This is a genomic window from Aeromonas sp. 30P (assembly GCF_051919805.1).
Classification (GTDB): domain Bacteria; phylum Pseudomonadota; class Gammaproteobacteria; order Enterobacterales; family Aeromonadaceae; genus Aeromonas; species Aeromonas veronii.
Map to the genome: position 1 here is coordinate 906,556 of NZ_JBQBEA010000001.1, position 17,846 is coordinate 924,401.

17 protein-coding genes are annotated in these 17,846 nt (G+C 59.5%); 14 read left to right on the forward strand and 3 right to left on the reverse strand.

The genetic code is table 11. From position 1 onward, the window contains the following. Nucleotides 1–189 precede the first annotated feature (189 nt). From glyA to ACTG2B_RS04415, 13 genes are all read left to right on the forward strand, one after another. A complete protein-coding gene (gene glyA, locus ACTG2B_RS04355) occupies nt 190–1,443 on the forward strand; it encodes a serine hydroxymethyltransferase (RefSeq protein WP_005338884.1) in 1,254 nt (417 codons plus the stop codon). A gap of 151 nt (nt 1,444–1,594) precedes the next feature. Beyond that, complete coding sequence (nrdR, locus tag ACTG2B_RS04360) at nt 1,595–2,044, forward strand: transcriptional regulator NrdR (protein WP_005338880.1); 450 nt, start codon at nt 1,595–1,597, stop codon at nt 2,042–2,044. A gap of 97 nt (nt 2,045–2,141) precedes the next feature. Continuing rightward, the gene (gene ribD / locus ACTG2B_RS04365; RefSeq protein ID WP_439995263.1) at nt 2,142–3,251 is read left to right on the forward strand and encodes a bifunctional diaminohydroxyphosphoribosylaminopyrimidine deaminase/5-amino-6-(5-phosphoribosylamino)uracil reductase RibD; all 1,110 of its coding nucleotides are present in this window, start codon (nt 2,142–2,144) and stop codon (nt 3,249–3,251) included. A gap of 55 nt (nt 3,252–3,306) precedes the next feature. Then, complete coding sequence (locus ACTG2B_RS04370) at nt 3,307–3,960, forward strand: riboflavin synthase (RefSeq protein WP_439995264.1); 654 nt, start codon at nt 3,307–3,309, stop codon at nt 3,958–3,960. Between the two features lie 147 nt (nt 3,961–4,107). Then, complete coding sequence (gene ribBA, locus ACTG2B_RS04375) at nt 4,108–5,217, forward strand: bifunctional 3,4-dihydroxy-2-butanone-4-phosphate synthase/GTP cyclohydrolase II (RefSeq protein ID WP_439995265.1); 1,110 nt, start codon at nt 4,108–4,110, stop codon at nt 5,215–5,217. A gap of 276 nt (nt 5,218–5,493) precedes the next feature. Further along, nucleotides 5,494–5,964: a 6,7-dimethyl-8-ribityllumazine synthase gene (gene ribH / locus ACTG2B_RS04380; protein WP_005338866.1), complete on the forward strand. Its 471-nt coding sequence runs from the start codon at nt 5,494–5,496 to the stop codon at nt 5,962–5,964. Between the two features lie 14 nt (nt 5,965–5,978). Next, a complete protein-coding gene (gene nusB, locus ACTG2B_RS04385) occupies nt 5,979–6,392 on the forward strand; it encodes a transcription antitermination factor NusB (RefSeq protein WP_005343514.1) in 414 nt (137 codons plus the stop codon). Between the two features lie 57 nt (nt 6,393–6,449). Beyond that, nucleotides 6,450–7,409, forward strand: coding sequence for a thiamine-phosphate kinase (gene thiL, locus ACTG2B_RS04390; RefSeq protein ID WP_113739117.1), 960 nt, complete (start codon nt 6,450–6,452; stop codon nt 7,407–7,409). Continuing rightward, a complete protein-coding gene (locus ACTG2B_RS04395; RefSeq protein ID WP_005349509.1) occupies nt 7,406–7,900 on the forward strand; it encodes a phosphatidylglycerophosphatase A family protein in 495 nt (164 codons plus the stop codon). Before thiL ends, ACTG2B_RS04395 begins: the two co-directional genes overlap by 4 nt. Nucleotides 7,901–8,387: 487 nt before the next feature. After that, a complete protein-coding gene (locus tag ACTG2B_RS04400; RefSeq protein ID WP_005358467.1) occupies nt 8,388–10,112 on the forward strand; it encodes a dipeptide ABC transporter ATP-binding protein in 1,725 nt (574 codons plus the stop codon). 70 nt (nt 10,113–10,182) lie between these two features. Continuing rightward, entirely contained in the window at nt 10,183–11,739 is a 1,557-nt protein-coding gene (locus ACTG2B_RS04405; protein WP_021230378.1) for an ABC transporter substrate-binding protein, read from the forward strand. Between the two features lie 99 nt (nt 11,740–11,838). Further along, a complete protein-coding gene (locus tag ACTG2B_RS04410) occupies nt 11,839–12,813 on the forward strand; it encodes an ABC transporter permease (RefSeq protein WP_005343520.1) in 975 nt (324 codons plus the stop codon). A gap of 4 nt (nt 12,814–12,817) precedes the next feature. Beyond that, nucleotides 12,818–13,759, forward strand: a complete 942-nt coding sequence (locus ACTG2B_RS04415) for an ABC transporter permease (RefSeq protein WP_019445927.1) — start codon at nt 12,818–12,820, stop codon at nt 13,757–13,759. Nucleotides 13,760–13,833: 74 nt separating this feature from the next. Here ACTG2B_RS04415 and dxs read toward each other — a convergent pair whose 3' ends face one another. From dxs to xseB, 3 genes are read right to left on the reverse strand one after another with little or no spacing between them, the layout of a single operon-like run. Continuing rightward, complete coding sequence (gene dxs, locus ACTG2B_RS04420) at nt 13,834–15,702, reverse strand: 1-deoxy-D-xylulose-5-phosphate synthase (RefSeq protein ID WP_429202704.1); 1,869 nt, start codon at nt 15,700–15,702, stop codon at nt 13,834–13,836. 21 nt (nt 15,703–15,723) lie between these two features. Continuing rightward, nucleotides 15,724–16,614 carry a (2E,6E)-farnesyl diphosphate synthase gene (ispA, locus tag ACTG2B_RS04425; protein ID WP_064338656.1) on the reverse strand — a complete coding sequence of 297 codons (891 nt, stop codon included), beginning with the start codon at nt 16,612–16,614 and terminating at the stop codon, nt 15,724–15,726. Continuing rightward, on the reverse strand, nt 16,615–16,866 hold the full coding sequence (gene xseB, locus ACTG2B_RS04430; protein ID WP_005338838.1) for an exodeoxyribonuclease VII small subunit: 252 nt from the start codon (nt 16,864–16,866) through the stop codon (nt 16,615–16,617). It abuts the gene before it with no gap. Nucleotides 16,867–17,077: 211 nt separating this feature from the next. Here xseB and pomA point away from each other — a divergent pair, with 211 nt between their 5' ends. Continuing rightward, nucleotides 17,078–17,836 carry a flagellar motor protein PomA gene (gene pomA / locus ACTG2B_RS04435; protein WP_005349525.1) on the forward strand — a complete coding sequence of 253 codons (759 nt, stop codon included), beginning with the start codon at nt 17,078–17,080 and terminating at the stop codon, nt 17,834–17,836. Nucleotides 17,837–17,846 lie beyond the last annotated feature (10 nt).

The window sequence follows — 17,846 nt, forward strand, 5'->3', positions numbered from 1 at the left end:
CCCGCAGCGGGATGAAAAATGTGCCGTTTGGCGGAGCTGCCAGGGTATTGAACGGGGAGGGAATCTTGCTTTTTACAACATAAATTCAACATTTTTTTAGGTGGTTGGACTGTCTCTTTGATCCAGCTCACGTTACAATGCCCGCGCCCACTTCACCTAACGCGCAAACGATTTTCAGGAGAGAAACGGATGTTGAAACGTGACATGACCATCGCCAATTATGATCCGCAATTGTGGCAGGCCATCACAGACGAAACCCGTCGTCAGGAAGAGCATATCGAGCTGATTGCGTCTGAGAACTACACCAGCCCCCGTGTCATGGAAGCCCAGGGCTCCCAGCTGACCAACAAGTACGCTGAAGGTTACCCCTCCAAGCGTTACTACGGTGGTTGCGAGTATGTGGATGTGGTCGAAACCCTGGCTATCGAGCGCGCCAAAGAGCTGTTCGGTGCCACTTACGCCAACGTGCAGCCGCACTCCGGCTCTCAGGCCAACAGCGCCGTTTACATGGCTCTGCTGCAGCCGGGCGACACCGTACTGGGCATGAACCTGGCCCACGGCGGTCACCTGACCCACGGCTCTCCAGTCAACTTCTCCGGCAAGCTTTACAACATCGTGCCTTACGGTATCGATGAGTCCGGCAAGATCGACTACGACGACATGGAACGTCAGGCTGTCGAGCACAAGCCGAAGATGATGATCGGTGGCTTCTCTGCCTACTCCGGCATCGTTGACTGGGCCCGCATGCGCGAAATCGCCGACAAGGTCGGTGCCTACCTGTTCGTCGACATGGCCCACGTGGCGGGTCTGATTGCCGCTGGCGTCTACCCGAACCCGGTTCCCCACGCTCACGTGGTCACCTCCACCACCCACAAGACCCTGGCCGGTCCGCGTGGTGGTCTGATCCTCTCCGCCGCTGACGACGAGGAGCTCTACAAGAAGCTCAACTCTGCCGTCTTCCCGGGTGGTCAGGGTGGCCCGCTGATGCACGTCATCGCCGGTAAAGCCGTTGCCTTCAAAGAGGCGCTGGAGCCGGAGTTCAAGACCTATCAGGCTCAGGTTGTCAAGAATGCCAAGGCGATGGCCGCCACCTTTATCGAGCGCGGTTACAAGATCGTCTCCGGCGGTACCGACAACCACCTGATGCTGGTTGACCTGATCGGTCGCGAGCTGACTGGTAAGGATGCTGACGCTGCGTTGGGCAAAGCCAACATCACCGTCAACAAGAACTCCGTGCCCAACGACCCGCGCTCCCCGTTCGTCACCTCCGGTGTGCGGATCGGTACCCCGGCCATCACCCGCCGCGGTTTCAAGGAAGCCGAGTCCATCGAGCTGACCCACTGGATCTGCGACGTACTGGACAACCACGACAACGATGCCGTTCTGGCCACAGTGCGCGAGAAGGTGCTGGATATCTGCCGCCGCTTCCCGGTCTATGGCTGATAAGCCAGACCATCCGGTTTGAGACCAATGCCACCTGCGGGTGGCATTGTTTTTTCTGGCTTTTACCGGTTTTGGATGGCCGTGCTACACTGGCCGACCTAAGATCCTGGCCCGCCGGGCCGGTCCCTGTTCCATTAACGCCGGAGGTCCGATGCATTGCCCATTCTGTAGTGCGGTTGATACCAAGGTGATCGATTCCCGTCTGGTGGCAGAAGGCCATCAGGTGCGCCGCCGTCGTGAGTGTCTGCTCTGTCACGAGCGTTTTACCACCTTCGAGATGGCCGAGCTGGTGATGCCCCGCGTCATCAAGTCCAACGGTTCCCGCGAGCCGTTCAACGAAGACAAGCTGCGCGCCGGCATCCTGCGTGCGCTGGAGAAGCGGCCGGTGAGCATGGAGGCCATCGAAAAAGCGGTCAACCATATCAAATCCCGCCTGCGTGCCACCGGTGAGCGTGAGGTCGCCTCCGAGCTGGTGGGCAATCTGGTGATGGATGAGCTCAAGAGTCTCGACAAGGTTGCCTATATCCGCTTTGCCTCCGTCTATCGCAGCTTCGAAGATATTCGCGAGTTCGGTGAAGAGATCGCCAAGCTGGAGAAGTAAACCTCCATGCTCACCCATGTTGCCGCGTCCGATTACGCTGCGCTAATCGAACCTACGATACTGCGTAAAGTCGAGATGTGTTGTCAAAGGAGCCCGAATGTTTAGTCAAGATGATTACCAATGGATGAGTCGGGCCCTCGAACTGGCCCGCCGCGGCCGCTACACCACGGCCCCCAACCCCTGCGTCGGCGCCGTGCTGGTCAAAGATGGCGTGGTGGTTGGCGAAGGGTGGCATCAGAAGGCGGGCGAGCCCCATGCCGAGGTCTACGCCCTGCGCGCCGCCGGTGACAACGCCCGTGGCGCTACCGCCTATGTAACTCTCGAACCCTGTTCCCATCATGGTCGTACTCCCCCCTGCGCCGAGGCGCTGATCAATGCTGGCGTAGCGCGGGTGGTGGCGGCCATGGTCGATCCCAATCCCCAGGTGGGTGGACGTGGCCTGCGCATGCTCTCCGAAGCGGGGATCAAGACAGATTTCGGCCTGCTGGCGAGCGAAGCCGAGGCGCTCAACCCGGGCTTTTTCAAGCGGATGCGTACCGCCTTCCCGCGGGTGACCGTCAAGCTGGGGGCCAGCCTCGATGGCCGCACCGCCATGGCGAGCGGCGAGAGCCAGTGGATCACCTCCCCGGATGCGCGCCGTGACGTGCAACGGCTGCGGGCCCGCCACGATGCGGTGCTCTCCAGCGCTGAAACCGTGCTGGCCGATGGTGCCTCCCTGACCGTGCGCTGGGACGAGCTGCCCCCCTCGGTCAAGGTAAGTTATCCCAAAGAGACCCTGCGCCAGCCGCTGCGGGTTATCGTCGATTCGCAAAACCGCCTCACACCCGACTTGCCTCTGTTCCAGAGCGAGAGCCCGGTGCTGCTGGCCCGTCACAAGGCGTCCGGCGAGTGGCCCGAGTGGGTGCAGCAGCTGGAGCTGCCGCTGCTGGATGGCAAGCTGGATCTGGTCAGCCTGTTCATGTTGCTGGCCAAACAGAACGTCAACTCGGTGCTGGTCGAGGCGGGCCCGCGGCTGTGCGGCGCTCTGCTGGAGAAGGGGCTGGTGGATGAGCTGGTGCTGTATCAGGCGCCCAAACTGATGGGCGACGAGGGACGCGGGCTGTTCCATCTGCCGGGCCTGACCCGGCTGTTCCAGGCGCCCAAGCTCGCCATCAAGGACGTGCGCATGGTGGGGCCGGATATTCGCATTACCGCCAAATTAGCCTGATTTATCAATGTTCAAGGGGGCATAATCAGCCCCCGTCATCAGCAAGGTGATCTGCATGTTTACCGGAATTATCGAAGCGGTGGGAACCCTGGCCGAACTGCGCCGTCAGGGCGACGACATGGCCCTCACCGTGCACGCCCTGAGCCTGGATTTTAGCGACGTCAAACTGGGCGACTCCATCGCTACCAACGGCGTCTGCCTCACCGTGGTGGCGCTGGGCGACAAGAGTTATACCGCCGACGTGTCGCTGGAAACCCTGTCGCGCACCGGTTTTGCCGCCGCCAGAGTGGGCGATCGGGTCAACCTCGAGAAGGCGCTGATGCCCACCTCCCGCCTCGGCGGCCATCTGGTCTCCGGCCATGTGGATGGGGTAGGGGAGGTGAAAAGCGTCTCCAGCAGCGGCCGCGCCATCGAGTACTGGATCAAGGCGCCGGGCGAGCTCTCCCGCTACATCGCCGAGAAAGGTTCCATTGCGGTGGATGGCATCAGCCTCACCGTCAACGCGGTACAGGGCGACCTGTTCCGCCTGACGATCGTGCCCCACACCGCTCAGGAGACCACCATCGCCAGCTGGAAGCCGGGTCACAAGGTCAACCTCGAGGTCGATCAGATCGCCCGTTATCTGGAGCGATTGATGATGGGCAAGAGTCAGGAGAGCAGCGCCTCCACCCTGACTCTGGACAAGCTGGCCAAGGCCGGTTTTCTCTGATGCTCGGGGTGTTGGCCCCGACCAAAACGATTTTCTGTGATCCCGCTCCGATTGAAATGGGGCCATGCGCCCCAATCTAGAGCAGCATATCTCGCATTCCCGTTGAGCCTGCTGGCTCAACCCCCAAGCACACTGATGGAGTAGCCCATGGCGCTGAGCACAACCCAGGAAATCATTGCCGATATCAAGGCTGGCAAGATGGTGATCCTGATGGATGACGAAGACAGGGAGAACGAAGGGGACCTCATCATGGCCGCCTCCTGCGTCCGTCCGGAGGATATCAACTTCATGGCCCGCTACGGCCGTGGCCTCATCTGCCTGACCCTGACCCGGGATCGCTGCAAGCAATTGGCGCTGCCGCTGATGGTGGATCGCAACAATGCCCAGTTCTCCACCGCCTTCACCGTCTCCATCGAGGCGGCAGAAGGGGTGACCACAGGTATCTCCGCCGCGGATCGTGCGGTGACCGTGCAGGCGGCTGTGGCGGCCAATGCCAAGGCGGCCGATCTGGTGCAGCCGGGCCACATCTTCCCGCTGATGGCGCAGGATGGCGGCGTGCTGACCCGTGCCGGCCACACCGAAGCGGGCTGCGATCTGGCCCGTCTGGCCGGTTTCGAGCCTGCCGCCGTCATCGTCGAGATCCTCAACGAAGATGGCACCATGGCGCGCCGTCCTGACCTGGAGATCTTCGCCGAGGAGCACGGCATCAAGCTCGGCACCATTGCCGACCTTATCGAGTACCGCAACCAGCACGAGACCACGGTCGAGAAGGTGGCCGAGTGCAAGCTGCCCACCGAATTTGGCGAGTTCGACCTCATCACCTTCCGCGACACCATCGATAATCAGGTTCACTTCGCCCTGAAAAAGGGTGAGGTGCAGGCCGACCAGCCGACCCTGGTGCGGGTGCACCTGCACGATGTGCTGAGCGATCTGCTGCTGACCGACCGCCACGCCGCCCGCAGCTGGCCGCTGCCCAAATCCATGGCCCGCATCGCCGACGAAGGCGGGGTGCTGGTGATTTTGGGGGCTGAATCCCATGGTGTCGAGCTGCTGGCCCGGGTCAAGGGTTTTGAAGCCGCCGACAAGGGACTGGCACCGGAAGGGGCCAAGTGGCAGGGTACTTCGCGCCGGGTTGGTGTGGGTTCCCAGATCCTCAAGGCCCTTGGTGTGAGCAAGATGCGCCTGCTGAGCTCCCCGAAGAAGTACCATGCCCTCGGTGGTTTCGGTCTGGAAGTGGTTGAGTACATCGGCGAGTAAAGTTCCACCAGAGAAGTACCATCCCCTTCCGGGTGGCTTCGGTCTGGCAGTGGTTGAGTACATCGGCGAGTAAAGTTCTACCAGAGCAGTACCATCCCCTTCCGGGCGGTTTCGGTCTGGAAGTCGTGGAATTTACCGGCGAGCAAGTGCGCCGGACTGGTTACATCGCGATCATGGCCGTCTATTGCGGCCATGGTTTTTGTCGTGGGTCTGTTGTGCTAGAATGTGCGCACTTTTGACTCCGGCCCTTTTGATTGCACAGATACAGGATTTCCAATGAAGGTTATCGAAGGAAATATCGCCGCTCCTGAGGCGCGCGTTGCTATTGTTGTTGCCCGTTTCAACAGCTTCATCAACGACAGTCTGGTGAACGGCGCGGTGGACGTACTGAAGCGTCAAGGTCAAGTGCAGGACAGCAACCTGACACTGGTAAAAGTGCCGGGCGCGGTTGAAATGCCGCTGGTTATCAAGAAGCTGGCCAAGAGTGGTCAATACGACGCCATCGTGGCGGTCGGTACTGTCATCCGTGGCGGCACCTACCACTTCGACCTGGTGGCAAACGAGAACAGCAAGGGCATGGCCCAGGTAATGATGGAATATGAAATTCCCGTTGCCTTCGGTGTGCTGACCACTGAAAACATTGAACAAGCCATCGAGCGTGCAGGTACCAAGGCGGGTAACAAGGGTGCAGAGGCTGCACTGGCAGCGCTCGAAATGATCAACGTCCTGAAAGAACTGGACGTGTAACGAGGAGAAGTACATTGAAACCGTCTGAGCGCCGTAAAGCCCGCCATTGCGCCACCCAGGCCATCTACCAGTGGCAGATGACCAAGGCTAACGTGGGTGACATCGAAGAGCAGTTCAAGATCGATCAGGACACCAAGGGTGTAGACCTGAACTATTTCCGCGATCTGCTGTTCGGGGTAGCCCTCCACTGCAGCGAGCTGGACAAGGTGTTTGCACCTTTCCTCTCCCGTCCGCTGGAAGAAGTGGACATGGTGGACAAGGCGATCCTGCGTCTGGCGACCTACGAGCTGACCCGTCGTGATGATGTACCGCCGCGCGTGGTCATCAACGAAGCGATCGAGCTGGCCAAAGCTTTTGCTGCCGATGACAGCCACAAGTTTGTCAACGGTGTTCTGGACAAGGTGATCAAGTCGCTGAACAAGCGTTGATCCTGCTGTCCGTCAGCATCTAAGAGAGGAGCCAGCTTATTGCTGGCTTTTTACTGTATGGGTGAATTTGAGCTGATTGATAAGTACTTCAAGGTCCCCCACGCCCGCAAGGACGTGGTGATGGGCCCTGGAGATGACTGTGCCCTGCTGACCCTGCCCCCCGATACCCAGCTGGCGGTGAGCACCGACACTCTGGTGAGCGGCGTACACTTTTTTCCCGACATGGATCCGGTGGATCTCGGCTACAAGGCGCTGGCGGTCAATCTCTCCGATCTCGCCGCCATGGGGGCCGAGCCGCGCTGGGTGTCGCTGGCGCTGACTCTGCCAGCTATCAACGAGAGCTGGGTCGCCGGTTTTGCCGAAGGGTTTCTGGAGCTGGCCGAGTACTACAACGTCGCGCTGGTGGGCGGAGACATGACCCGCGGGCCGCTCTCCATCACCATCTCGGTGAAGGGGTCGGTGCCTGCCGGTCGCGCCCTGATGCGCAGTGGCGCCAAAGCGGGTGACGGCATCTATGTGACCGGCACTCTGGGGGATGCAGCGCTGGCGCTTTCCCACCTGCTGGGCAAACGCACCCTCAACGAGAACCAGTTGGCCGCCGTGCTGCCACGGCTCGACCACCCCCATCCCCGCATTCTGGCCGGTCAGGCGCTGCGCGGGCTGGCGGGCAGTGCGCTGGATCTCTCCGACGGGCTGGCATCGGATCTCGGCCATATCCTCAAGGCCTCCGGTGTACGGGCCCAGATCGATCTCGATCTGCTACCGCTCTCGCCGGTGCTGCAGGATGCGGTGAGCGAGCAGGAGGCGTGGCAACTGGCGCTGGCCGGTGGCGATGACTACGAGCTCTGCTTTACCGTACCGGAGGAGCACCGCGGCGCGCTCGATACGGCGCTGGCTCACAGCGGGGTCAAGTTCAGCCGCATCGGCCGCATCGTGGCGGGCGAGCCGGGCATCGACTACCTGCGTGGTGACCAAGCGGTCGAGCTGCAACTGAAAGGGTGGGATCACTTCGCATGAGTTTGTTCAGGATAAAGCCCGAGCTGACACGACTGGATCTGAAAAATCCGCTTCATTTTTTGGCGGTGGGGTTTGGTTCCGGTCTCAGCCCCAAGGCGCCGGGCACCATGGGCACCCTGGCGGCCATTCCGCTCTATCTGCTGGTGAGCGGGCTGCCGACCCACTGGTTTATCGCCTTGCTGGCGGTGGGTTTTGTTGTGGGGATCCGTATCTGCCAGAGCGCTACCGATGCCATCGGCATGCCGGATCACGGCGCCATCGTCTGGGACGAGGTGATCGGTTTTGGCGTCACCATGATCGCCGCGCCAGCCGGTTGGGAGTGGGTGGTGGCGGGCTTCGCGCTGTTCCGGCTGTTTGATGTGCTCAAACCCTGGCCTATCTCCTGGTTTGATCGCCGGATCCACGGTGGCCTGGGCATCATGCTGGACGATCTGATCGCCGGCCTGTTCGCCCTGTTTTGTATGCAATTACTGGCATTCTGGCTCGGTTGAGAGCCCCCTTCCGGGGGATGACCGTTCTGGCATCCCCCGATTTATATCTGCTTAATTTTCATTCATCGGCATATGCTGCCGTTTATCATCCCTTTCACATAAATATTCACTACTCATTCGGGGCTGGTGATTGTTTTGGAAATAGTGATAAATGCTGCTTGTTGCGTTGTTGTTGAAATTAAAGTAATGATACCAATAGATGTGCGGACGCACCGGCCATTTGTGTGATGAAAATCATCATTTATCTCTGCCGAATTGGTGGTTATCTGCACAAAACATTGCGGAATTGTATAACTCAATCATTTACACCCGTGGTCAAACCGTCTAAGTTACTCGCGGGTTATTCCAAAAAAATGCAAAAAACCCGCCCGGATCGCTGGTTTCGCTGCCTCATGGATTGAGCAAATATTGCCCAAGGTAACAACCGGCATCTGCGGCTGATTTACGGACGAATTATTTGGGACGGATGTCCCCCGCAGAGGTAAACATGTCCTTGCTCGAAGTAAAGAACTTGCGGATCGAGTACCCCTCCCGCTACGGGGTGCTGGCCGCGGTGAAGGATCTCTCTTTCTCTATCGAAAAGGGTGAGATTGTCGGGGTGGTCGGTGAATCCGGCGCCGGCAAGTCCACCATCGGCAACGCCGTTATCGATCTCCTGAGCCCGCCGGGTCGCATCGCCCGTGGCGATATCTATCTCAATGGCGAGCTCATCTCCGGCAAGAGCCAGAACGAGATGCGGGCCATCCGTGGCTCCCGTATCGGGTTCATCTTCCAGGACCCCATGACCTCCCTCAACCCGCTGTTCACCGTTGAGCATCAGCTGGTGGAGACCATTCTGGCCAATACCGACCTCTCTCGCGAGGCCGCTTTTGCCAAGGCGCTGGAGCTGATGGGGGCGGTGGGTATTCCGCAGCCGGAGCTGCGCATCAAACAGTATCCGCACCAGTTCTCCGGTGGCATGCGTCAGCGGGTGGTTATCGCCATCGCGCTCTCCTGCGATCCGGAGCTGATCATCGCCGACGAGCCGACCACTGCGCTCGACGTCTCCATTCAGGATCAGATCCTCCAGCTTATCCGCGCCCTCTGCAAAGAGCGTCAGGTGGGCTGCATGCTGGTGACCCACGACATGGGCGTGGTCTCCAACGTTACCGACAAGGTGGCGGTGATGTATCGCGGCGATCTGGTGGAGTTCGGCCTGACCGAACAGGTGCTGGGCAGCCCCAATCACCCCTATACCCGTAGCCTCATCTCGGCGGTGCCCCGCTCCGATGTGAAGCTGGTGCGCTTCCCGCTGGTCTCCTATATCGAGGATGCCAGTGCGCCGGATACCAATATCGACCTCAAGACCCACTGGCTCGGCCAGAGTCAGGACGAGCGTGCCTATGAAGGGGCGCTGCTGCGGGTGGAGAACGTCGATCTGAAGTTCGTCACCAAGGACTCCATCTTCCCGAGCCGTCGCCAATATGTGCGCGCCTGCAACAACATCAGCTTCGAGATCTTCGAAGGGGAGACCTTCGGTCTGGTGGGGGAGTCCGGCTCCGGCAAATCGACCATTGCCCGCGCCATCACCGGCCTCTATCCGCCTGATACCGGCAAGATTTTCTTCGAGGGGATCGATCTGACCGCCCTCAAGAGCGAGCGCGAGCGTCGCCCGCTGCGCCGCCAGATGCAGATGGTGTTCCAGAACCCCTATTCGTCGATGAACCCGCGGATGAAGGTGCGCGACATCATTGCCGAGCCGATCCGCTTCCATCAGTTGGCGAGCAGCGAGAGCCAGATTGAGGGGATTGTCGGCGATCTGCTGGATCACGTGGGTCTCGGTCGTGGTGCCGGGGTCAAGTATCCCCACGAGTTCTCCGGCGGTCAGCGCCAGCGCATCTCCATTGCCCGCGCCCTGGCCACTCGCCCGCGCTTCCTCATCTGCGACGAGCCGACCTCGGCGCTGGATGTGTCGGTGCAGGCCCAGATCCTCAACCTGCTCAAGGATCTGCAGCAGGAGCTCAAGCTCACCATGCTGTTTATCAGCCACGATCTGCCGGTGATCCGCCAGATGTGCGACCGCATCGGGGTGATGCAGCACGGTCATCTGGTGGAAGTGGCCGAGACCGAGAAACTCTTTACCAATGCCGAGCATGAGTATAGCCGCAAGCTGATCTCCCTCATGCCGGAGTTCAAGGGAATGTCCCGCGAGGGGCTGGAAATCGCAAGCTAGGAGAGCGCCGGTGCGCCGGTCTGCTTGTCAAAAAAAGTGTCATAAGAAAGCCAAAAGCATGGAGAACAAGATGAAGAAAGGATTGTCCAAGATTGCCCTGGCGCTGTTTGCCGCCGGTTTCGCCTTCAGTGTCTCAGCCGCTGATATCAAGGTGGGTGTCGCCTCTGACGCCACTTCGCTGGATCCGCAGGAGCAGCTCTCCGGTCAGACCCTGGAGATGTCGCACCTGGTATTCGATCCCCTGATGCGTTACACCCAGGACCTGCAGTTCGAGCCCCGTCTGGCCGAGAAGTTTGAGCGTGTCGATGACAAGACCGTCCGCTTCCACCTGCGTAAAGGGGTCAAGTTCCACTCCGGTAACGACTTCACCGCAGACGACGTGGTGTGGACCGTCAACCGCCTGAAATCCTCCGTCGACTTCAAGGCGATCTTCGATCCCATCAGCGAAGTGAAGAAGGTCGATGACTACACCGTGGATCTCGTCACCGCCAAGCCGTTCCCGCTGGTGCTGCAGACCGTCACCTACATCTTCCCGATGGACTCCAAGTTCTACACCGGCAAGACCGAAGCGGGCAAAGACAAGGCCGAGATCGTCAAAAACGGCGACTCCTATGCTTCTACCCACGTCTCCGGTACTGGCCCGTTCACCGTCAAGTTCCGCGAGCAGGGTGTGAAGCTGGATTATGCCCGCAACGCCAACTACTGGGATAAAGCCTCCAAGGGTAACGTCGAGAACCTGACCGTGGTGCCGATCAAGGAAGATGCGACCCGTGTTGCAGCCCTGCTGGGTGGCGACGTGGACATGATCTATCCGGTTGCGCCGAACGATCTGGAGCGCGTCAAGAATGGCAAGGACTCCCAGCTGGTTACCCTGTCCGGTACCCGCGCCATCATCATCGAGCTGAACCAGAACACCAACCCGGCACTGAAAGACAAGCGTGTACGTCAGGCGATCAACTACGCCATCAACCAGGTAGGCATCGTCGAGAAGATCAACAAGGGCTTCGGTACCCCAGCGGGCCAGCTGAGCCCGAAAGGCTATGCCGGTCACAACGAGGCGCTGGTGCCCCAGTATGATCTGGCCAAGGCCAAGGAGTTGATGAAAGAGGCCGGTTACGAGAAAGGCTTCAAGATGACCTTCATCTCCCCGGCTGCCCGCTACGTCAATGACGTCAAGATTGCCCAGGCTGTCTCCGCCATGCTGGCCAAGATCAACATCAAGGTGGATCTGAAGACCATGCCGGTGGCCCAGTACTGGCCTGAGTTTGACAAGTGCGCCGCGGACATGCAGCTGATCGGCTGGCACTCCGACACCGAAGATACCGCGAACTTCTTCGAGTTCCTGACCTTCACCAAGGATGCCAAGACCGGTATGGGTCAGTACAACTGCGCCGGTTATGCCAACGCCGAAGCTGACAAGCTGGTGATGGATGCCAACGCCGAGACCGACCCGGCCAAGCGTGCCGAGATGCTGAAGAAGGTCGAAGCCATGCTGATCGAAGATGCTGCCTACGTGCCGTTGCACTGGGAAGATCTGGCCTATGGCGCCAAGAAGAACGTCGACATCAAGCCAGTGGTCAACGTGATGAACTTCCCTTACCTGGGTGACCTGGTGGTCAGCAAGTAAGAGAACGTCGCAAGGAAGGACGGGGCGGGGTGGTCAGCTGGCCACTCCGCCCACTAACAGAAGCCTGTGCCACGACACAGGCCACGTAGAAGGACAAGCATGTTTACATTCCTGCTGAAACGGTTCTATCAGGCCGTGATAGTGATGTTCGTCATCAGCCTGGTCGCCTTCTCCATCCAGGATAACCTGGGTGACCCGTTGCGCGAGCTGGTGGGACAATCCGTCTCCGAAGCCCAGCGTCACGAGTTGCGCGAGAAGATGGGCCTTAACGATCCCTTCCTCATCAAATACAGCCGCTTTTTGAAAAATGCGGTGCATGGGGATTTGGGCACCTCCTATTTCTTCAAGCGACCCGCTCTCGAGGTGATCCTCGACAAGCTGGTGGCTACCCTTGAGCTGGTGTTTGCCGCCGCGCTCATCATCGTGGTGGTCTCCATTCCACTCGGTGTCTATTCGGCGATCCGCCCGCGCAGCATTCCCACCAAGATCATCATGGCGGGGAGCAGTATCGGCATTTCGATCCCGGTGTTCCTGACCGCCATCATGCTGATGTACCTATTCTCCATCCAGCTGGGCTGGCTGCCGGCCTATGGCCGCGGCGAAACCCGCAACCTGCTGGGTTGGGAGTCGGGTTTCTTCACCTGGGATGGCATCAAGCACCTGATCCTGCCTGCTGTGTCCCTCTCCTCCATCATGCTGCCGCTGTTTATCCGGCTGGTGCGCTCCGAGATGCTGGAGCAGCTCTCCTCCGAGTACGTCAAGTTCGCCCGCGCCAAAGGTCTGGATAACAACAAGGTCTACTATCAGCACGCTCTCAAAAACACCATGCTGCCTGTCATTACCGTCGGCGGGGTGCAGATCGGCACCATGGTGGCCTACACCATTCTGACCGAGAGCGTGTTCCAGTGGCCGGGCACCGGCTTCCTGTTCCTTGAGGCGATCCACCGGGTCGATACGCCGCTGATCACCGCCTACGTCATCTTTGTGGGACTGATCTTCGTGGTGACCAATACCCTGGTCGACCTGCTCTACGGGTTGATCAACCCGACCGTTAACCTGACTGCCAAGGGGTAAGCGCATGACTAATGCTGTAACTGCAAGCCCAAGCCGTTGGGCACGATTCAAGAACTCTGACATCGTCTACTACTTCCTGCGGGACAAGGTAGCCATGTTCAGCTTTGCGGTGTTTGTGGTGTTCGTGCTGGCGGCGCTGCTGGCGCCCTGGCTCGCCCCGCACAACGTCTATGACCAGACCAGTTTTGATCTGATGGATGCCGAGTTGCCCCCCTCTTGGCTCGAAGGCGGTGAGGAGCGCTTCTGGCTCGGCACCGACAACCAGGGGCGGGATATCTGGAGCACCATTCTCTATGGCGCCCGTATCTCCCTCACCATCGGCCTGTTTGCGGTGGCGCTGCAGCTGGTGCTTGGTATCGTCATCGGTCTGATTGCTGGTTACTTCGGTGGCCGCATCGACAACCTGCTGATGCGCTTTGCCGATGTGCAGTTGTCGTTCTCCACCATGATGGTGGCGATCATCATCTCCGCCATCTTTCAGGCAACCTTTGGCTCCGAGTTCTACTCGAAGTTCGCCATCATGATGCTGGTGGTGATCATCGGTATCGCCGAGTGGCCGCAGTATGCCCGTACCGTGCGCGCCTCTGTGCTGGCGGAGAAGAAGAAGGAGTATGTGGAAGCAGCCAAGGTGATGGGATTCCGCGCCCCGCGCATCATGTTCCGCCACATTCTGCCCAACTGTTTGTCGCCCATTCTGGTGATCTCCACCGTGCAGGTGGCCAACGCCATCATGAGCGAGGCGGCACTCTCCTTCCTCGGTCTGGGAATGCCGGTTGATCAGCCCTCGCTCGGTTCGCTTATCAGCGTCGGCTTCAACTACATCTTCTCCGGCTCCTGGTGGATCACCGCCTTCCCGGGAATCTGTCTGGTGGTGCTGGTGCTGGTCATCAACCTGCTGGGCGACTGGCTGCGGGATGTGTTTAACCCCAAGATCTACAAAGGGTAATCCAAGTCAGAAACGCAAAATAAGAAGGGCGCCAGTGAGGCGCCCTTCTTATTTTGGATTGCGTTAACACGTTATCAGGCTTGCAGCCAGCTTTCGATACTACGCTGGATGCCTGCATCGTCCAGACCGAGCAGGGCATAGATCTCCTGCTGGGTACCCTGTTCCACGAAGCGGTCCGGTAAGCCAAGGTTGAGCACCGGCTTGCACTGTTTGCTGCGCATCAGCAGCTCGTTCACCGCCGAACCGGCGCCGCCCATGATGGCGTTGTCTTCCAGAGTGACAAACTGATCGTGGCTGGTTGCCAGCGACAGCACCAGCGCCTCATCTATCGGTTTGACGAAGCGCATGTCCACCAGAGTGGCATCCAGTGCCTCTGCGGCCGCTTTGGCGTGGTGCAGCAAGGTGCCAAACGCCAGAATGGCAGTGCCCTTGCCCTCTCGCAGGATACGCCCCTTGCCGAGCTCCAGTGCCTGCATTTCTGACGAGATGGGGGCGTCGCTCAGGCTGCTGCCGCGGGGGTAGCGCACTGCGGCAGGGCCCTGATGGAGATAGCCGGTATAGAGCATCTGGCGGCACTCGTTCTCGTCAGATGGCGTCATCACCACCATGTTGGGCACGGTGCGCAGGAAGCTGATGTCGAACGCCCCCTGATGGGTCGGGCCATCGGCGCCCACCAGACCGGCCCGGTCGATGGCGAATAGCACCGGCAGATCTTGCAGCGCCACGTCGTGGATCACCTGATCGTAGGCGCGCTGCAGGAAGCTCGAATAGATGGCCACCACCGGCTTCTTGTCGGCGATGGCGAGACCCGCGGCGAACGTGACTGCATGCTGCTCGGCAATCGCCACGTCGAAGTAGCGATCCGGATATTGCTGGCTGAATTTCACCAGCCCGGAGCCTTCGCGCATGGCGGGGGTGATGCCGACCAGCTTTTCGTCTTTGGCGGCCATGTCGCACAGCCATTGGCCAAAGATGGCGGAGAAGGTGGGTTTGGCGCTGCTCGCCTTGGGCAGGGAGCAATCGTCAGGATTGAACTTGGGCACGGCGTGATAACCGATGGGGTCTTTCTCCGCCGGCTCGTAACCCTTGCCCTTCTTGGTCTTGACGTGCAGCAGCTGCGGGCCCTTGAGGTTGCGCATGTTGCGCAGGGTCTCGACCAGTGCCTCGATATCGTGACCGTCGATGGGGCCGATATAGTTGAAGCCGAACTCCTCGAACAAGGTGCCGGGCACAACCATCCCCTTGAGGTGCTCTTCGGCCCGCTTGGCCAGCTCCTTGACCGGTGGCAGGCCCGCCAGCACCTTCTTGCCACCTTCGCGGATGGTGGTGTAGAGCTTGCCGGACATGACCCGGGCCAGATGGTTGTTCAGCGCCCCGACATTCTCGGAGATGGACATCTCGTTGTCGTTGAGGATCACCAGCATGTCTTTGTGCACATCGCCAGCGTGGTTGAGCGCTTCAAAGGCCATCCCTGCGGTAATGGCACCATCACCGATCACTGCAACGACCTTGCGACCCAGCCCTTCACTCTCGGCGGCGACCGCCATACCGAGTGCCGCACCGATGGAAGTGCTGGAGTGGCCGACGGAGAGCACGTCGTATTCACTCTCGCCACGCCAGGGGAAGGGGTGCAGGCCATCCTTCTGCCGGATGGTGTGGATCTGGTCACGGCGCCCGGTCAGGATCTTGTGGGGATAGGCCTGATGGCCCACGTCCCAGATCAGCCGATCGAACGGGGTGTTGTAGACGTAGTGCAGGGCCACGGTCAATTCGACCGTGCCGAGACCGGAGGCAAAGTGTCCGCTGGAGCGGCTGACAGAGCGCAGCAGATATTCGCGCAGCTCGTTGCACAGCACCGGCAGCCGATCTTTGGGCAAGGAACGCAGCTCGACCGGAGTGTCCGCGAGGGCCAGGTTGGGGAAATTGCTAATATCAACGCTCATATTGTTACTGTTATCCAGCGTTTAGTGGGTTCGCTCGATGATGTAATCGGCAAACGCTTCCAGAATGTCGGTATTGTAGGGCAAGGATTGCAGGGCTGTTAAGGCTTTCCCATGCAGTTCGCGAGCCAGCTCACGGGCATTTTCGAGTCCGAGCAGGGCCGGATAGGTACTTTTCTCCAGCGCCAGGTCAGAACCTTGTGGCTTGCCCAGGGTGGCGGTATCACCTGTGATGTCGAGGATGTCATCCTGCACCTGAAAGGCGAGGCCAATCGCGGCGGCGTAGGTTTGCAGTGCAGCCAGCGTGGCGTCATCGACATCGGCTTTGCACAGGGCGCCGAGCGCCACGGCGCATTCAATCAGCGCACCGGTCTTGTGGCGGTGTACCTGCTCCAGTTCGGCAAGCGTGATCTGGCGCCCTTCGGCCTGCAGATCCAGCGCCTGGCCGCCACACATACCGAGATAGCCGGAGGCGCGGGCGAGGGTACTCAGCATCCGCACCCGGTTGGCCATCAAGGAGTCGGGCATGGGGTGATCGGCCAGAATGGAGAACGCCAGGGTCTGCAGTGCATCACCGGCCAGAATGGCGGTTCCTTCGTCAAACGCTTTGTGAACGGTTGGCTGACCACGACGCAGGTCGTCGTTATCCATGGCGGGCAGGTCATCGTGCAGCAGGGAGTAGGCGTGGATGCACTCCACGGCAGCCGCAGGGCCATCCAGCAGTTCGCTCTTGACGCCCAGCATCTCGCCGACCGCGTAGACCAGAAACGGGCGAACCCGCTTGCCGCCAAGCAGCAGGCCATAACTCATGGCATCGCGCAGGCGTGGCGCCATGGCGGGCAAGGATTCAAGTTGTGCTGACAGACAGTCGTCAATACGCTGACGATGCAGACGGGAAAAATGGTCCAGCGCCACTCACTCCTCTCCTTGTTCTGGCTGGAAGGGGGCGAGCTGGTCACTGCCATCGGCTTGACTGAGCAGGATCTGGATCTTCTGTTCGGCCAGTTCCAGCTTCTGCTGACCGGCCCGAACCAGATGAACGCCCTGCTCGAACTGCTTGAGTGCCTCTTCCAGGGGTAGGGAACCTTGTTCCAGCTGATGAACGATGGTTTCCAGCTCTTCCAGAGTGGCATCAAAACTCAGACGGTCGATTTTTTTACTGGCCATGTCCATCCTCGGGGATTGAAAAAAACGGCTTATATTAACATCGACCGTCCACAGGGGGGAGGCAGAAAAGCATTGCCCCCTCAAACTCTCGCTAAACTGGCCGATAATGAGCCATCATTCTCAGTGGATGCATGCTTGCCGCTAGGGTCGCAATAGCAGAAAATTCAACAAACTATAATTAGGCATAAGAACCGGTGACAGGAGTAGGGACGTGGATCTAGGCAGTCTGATAGGGATAGTGCTGGGTTTCGGGGTGGTGGTGTACGGCATGCTGCTGGGTGGCCCCATGAGCATGTATGTTGATATGCCATCGGTCTACATCACTGTATTGGGCTCAATCTTCATCGCCATGATGAAGTTCAACCTTGGCCAGTTCCTGATGGCATTCAAGGTGGCGGGCAAAGCCTTTATGTACAAGGGCGACAAGCTTGAAGACCTGATTACCAAAGCCGTTGAACTGGCTGACGCGGCTCGCAAAGGTGGCTTTCTGGCGCTGGAGGCTGCAGAGATCCCCAATGCATTTATGAAAAAAGGGATCGACATGCTGGTGGATGGTCACGATGCCGAAGTGGTGCGCGCCGTGATGGAAAAGGATATCGACCTGACAGCCGAGCGCCATGTCATTGCCATCAAGGTCTTCCGTACCCTTGGGGATCTGGGCCCTGCTATGGGGATGATAGGTACGTTGGTGGGTCTGGTGGCCATGTTGGCCAACATGAGTGACCCCAAGTCGATCGGGCCGGCGATGGCGGTGGCCTTGCTTACCACCCTGTACGGTGCGATAGAGGCCAATATGTTGGCGATCCCGATTGCCGACAAGCTGGAACTGCGCAGCGGAGAGGAGAAGCTCAGTCGTACCCTGATCCTTGATGCCATTATGGGGATTCAGGATGGTCAGAACCCGCGGGTGATCCAGTCCATGCTGCAAAACTATCTGAACCAGTCCAAACGTAATACTGGCACCGAATAGGGGGGGCGCT

Bases quoted from the DNA above. Each gene is read 5' to 3' on its own strand.
- xseB (WP_005338838.1), bottom strand. From the start codon at position 16,866: ATGGCCAGTAAAAAAATCGACCGTCTGAGTTTTGATGCCACTCTGGAA.
- thiL (WP_113739117.1), top strand. From the start codon at position 6,450: ATGGGTGAATTTGAGCTGATTGATAAGTACTTCAAGGTCCCCCACGCC.
- ribD (WP_439995263.1), top strand. From the start codon at position 2,142: ATGTTTAGTCAAGATGATTACCAATGGATGAGTCGGGCCCTCGAACTG.
- ACTG2B_RS04410 (WP_005343520.1), top strand. From the start codon at position 11,839: ATGTTTACATTCCTGCTGAAACGGTTCTATCAGGCCGTGATAGTGATG.
- ribH (WP_005338866.1), top strand. From the start codon at position 5,494: ATGAAGGTTATCGAAGGAAATATCGCCGCTCCTGAGGCGCGCGTTGCT.
- glyA (WP_005338884.1), top strand. From the start codon at position 190: ATGTTGAAACGTGACATGACCATCGCCAATTATGATCCGCAATTGTGG.
- ACTG2B_RS04395 (WP_005349509.1), top strand. From the start codon at position 7,406: ATGAGTTTGTTCAGGATAAAGCCCGAGCTGACACGACTGGATCTGAAA.
- nrdR (WP_005338880.1), top strand. From the start codon at position 1,595: ATGCATTGCCCATTCTGTAGTGCGGTTGATACCAAGGTGATCGATTCC.
- ACTG2B_RS04415 (WP_019445927.1), top strand. From the start codon at position 12,818: ATGACTAATGCTGTAACTGCAAGCCCAAGCCGTTGGGCACGATTCAAG.
- dxs (WP_429202704.1), bottom strand. From the start codon at position 15,702: ATGAGCGTTGATATTAGCAATTTCCCCAACCTGGCCCTCGCGGACACT.
- ACTG2B_RS04405 (WP_021230378.1), top strand. From the start codon at position 10,183: ATGAAGAAAGGATTGTCCAAGATTGCCCTGGCGCTGTTTGCCGCCGGT.
- ribBA (WP_439995265.1), top strand. From the start codon at position 4,108: ATGGCGCTGAGCACAACCCAGGAAATCATTGCCGATATCAAGGCTGGC.
- ACTG2B_RS04400 (WP_005358467.1), top strand. From the start codon at position 8,388: ATGTCCTTGCTCGAAGTAAAGAACTTGCGGATCGAGTACCCCTCCCGC.
- ACTG2B_RS04370 (WP_439995264.1), top strand. From the start codon at position 3,307: ATGTTTACCGGAATTATCGAAGCGGTGGGAACCCTGGCCGAACTGCGC.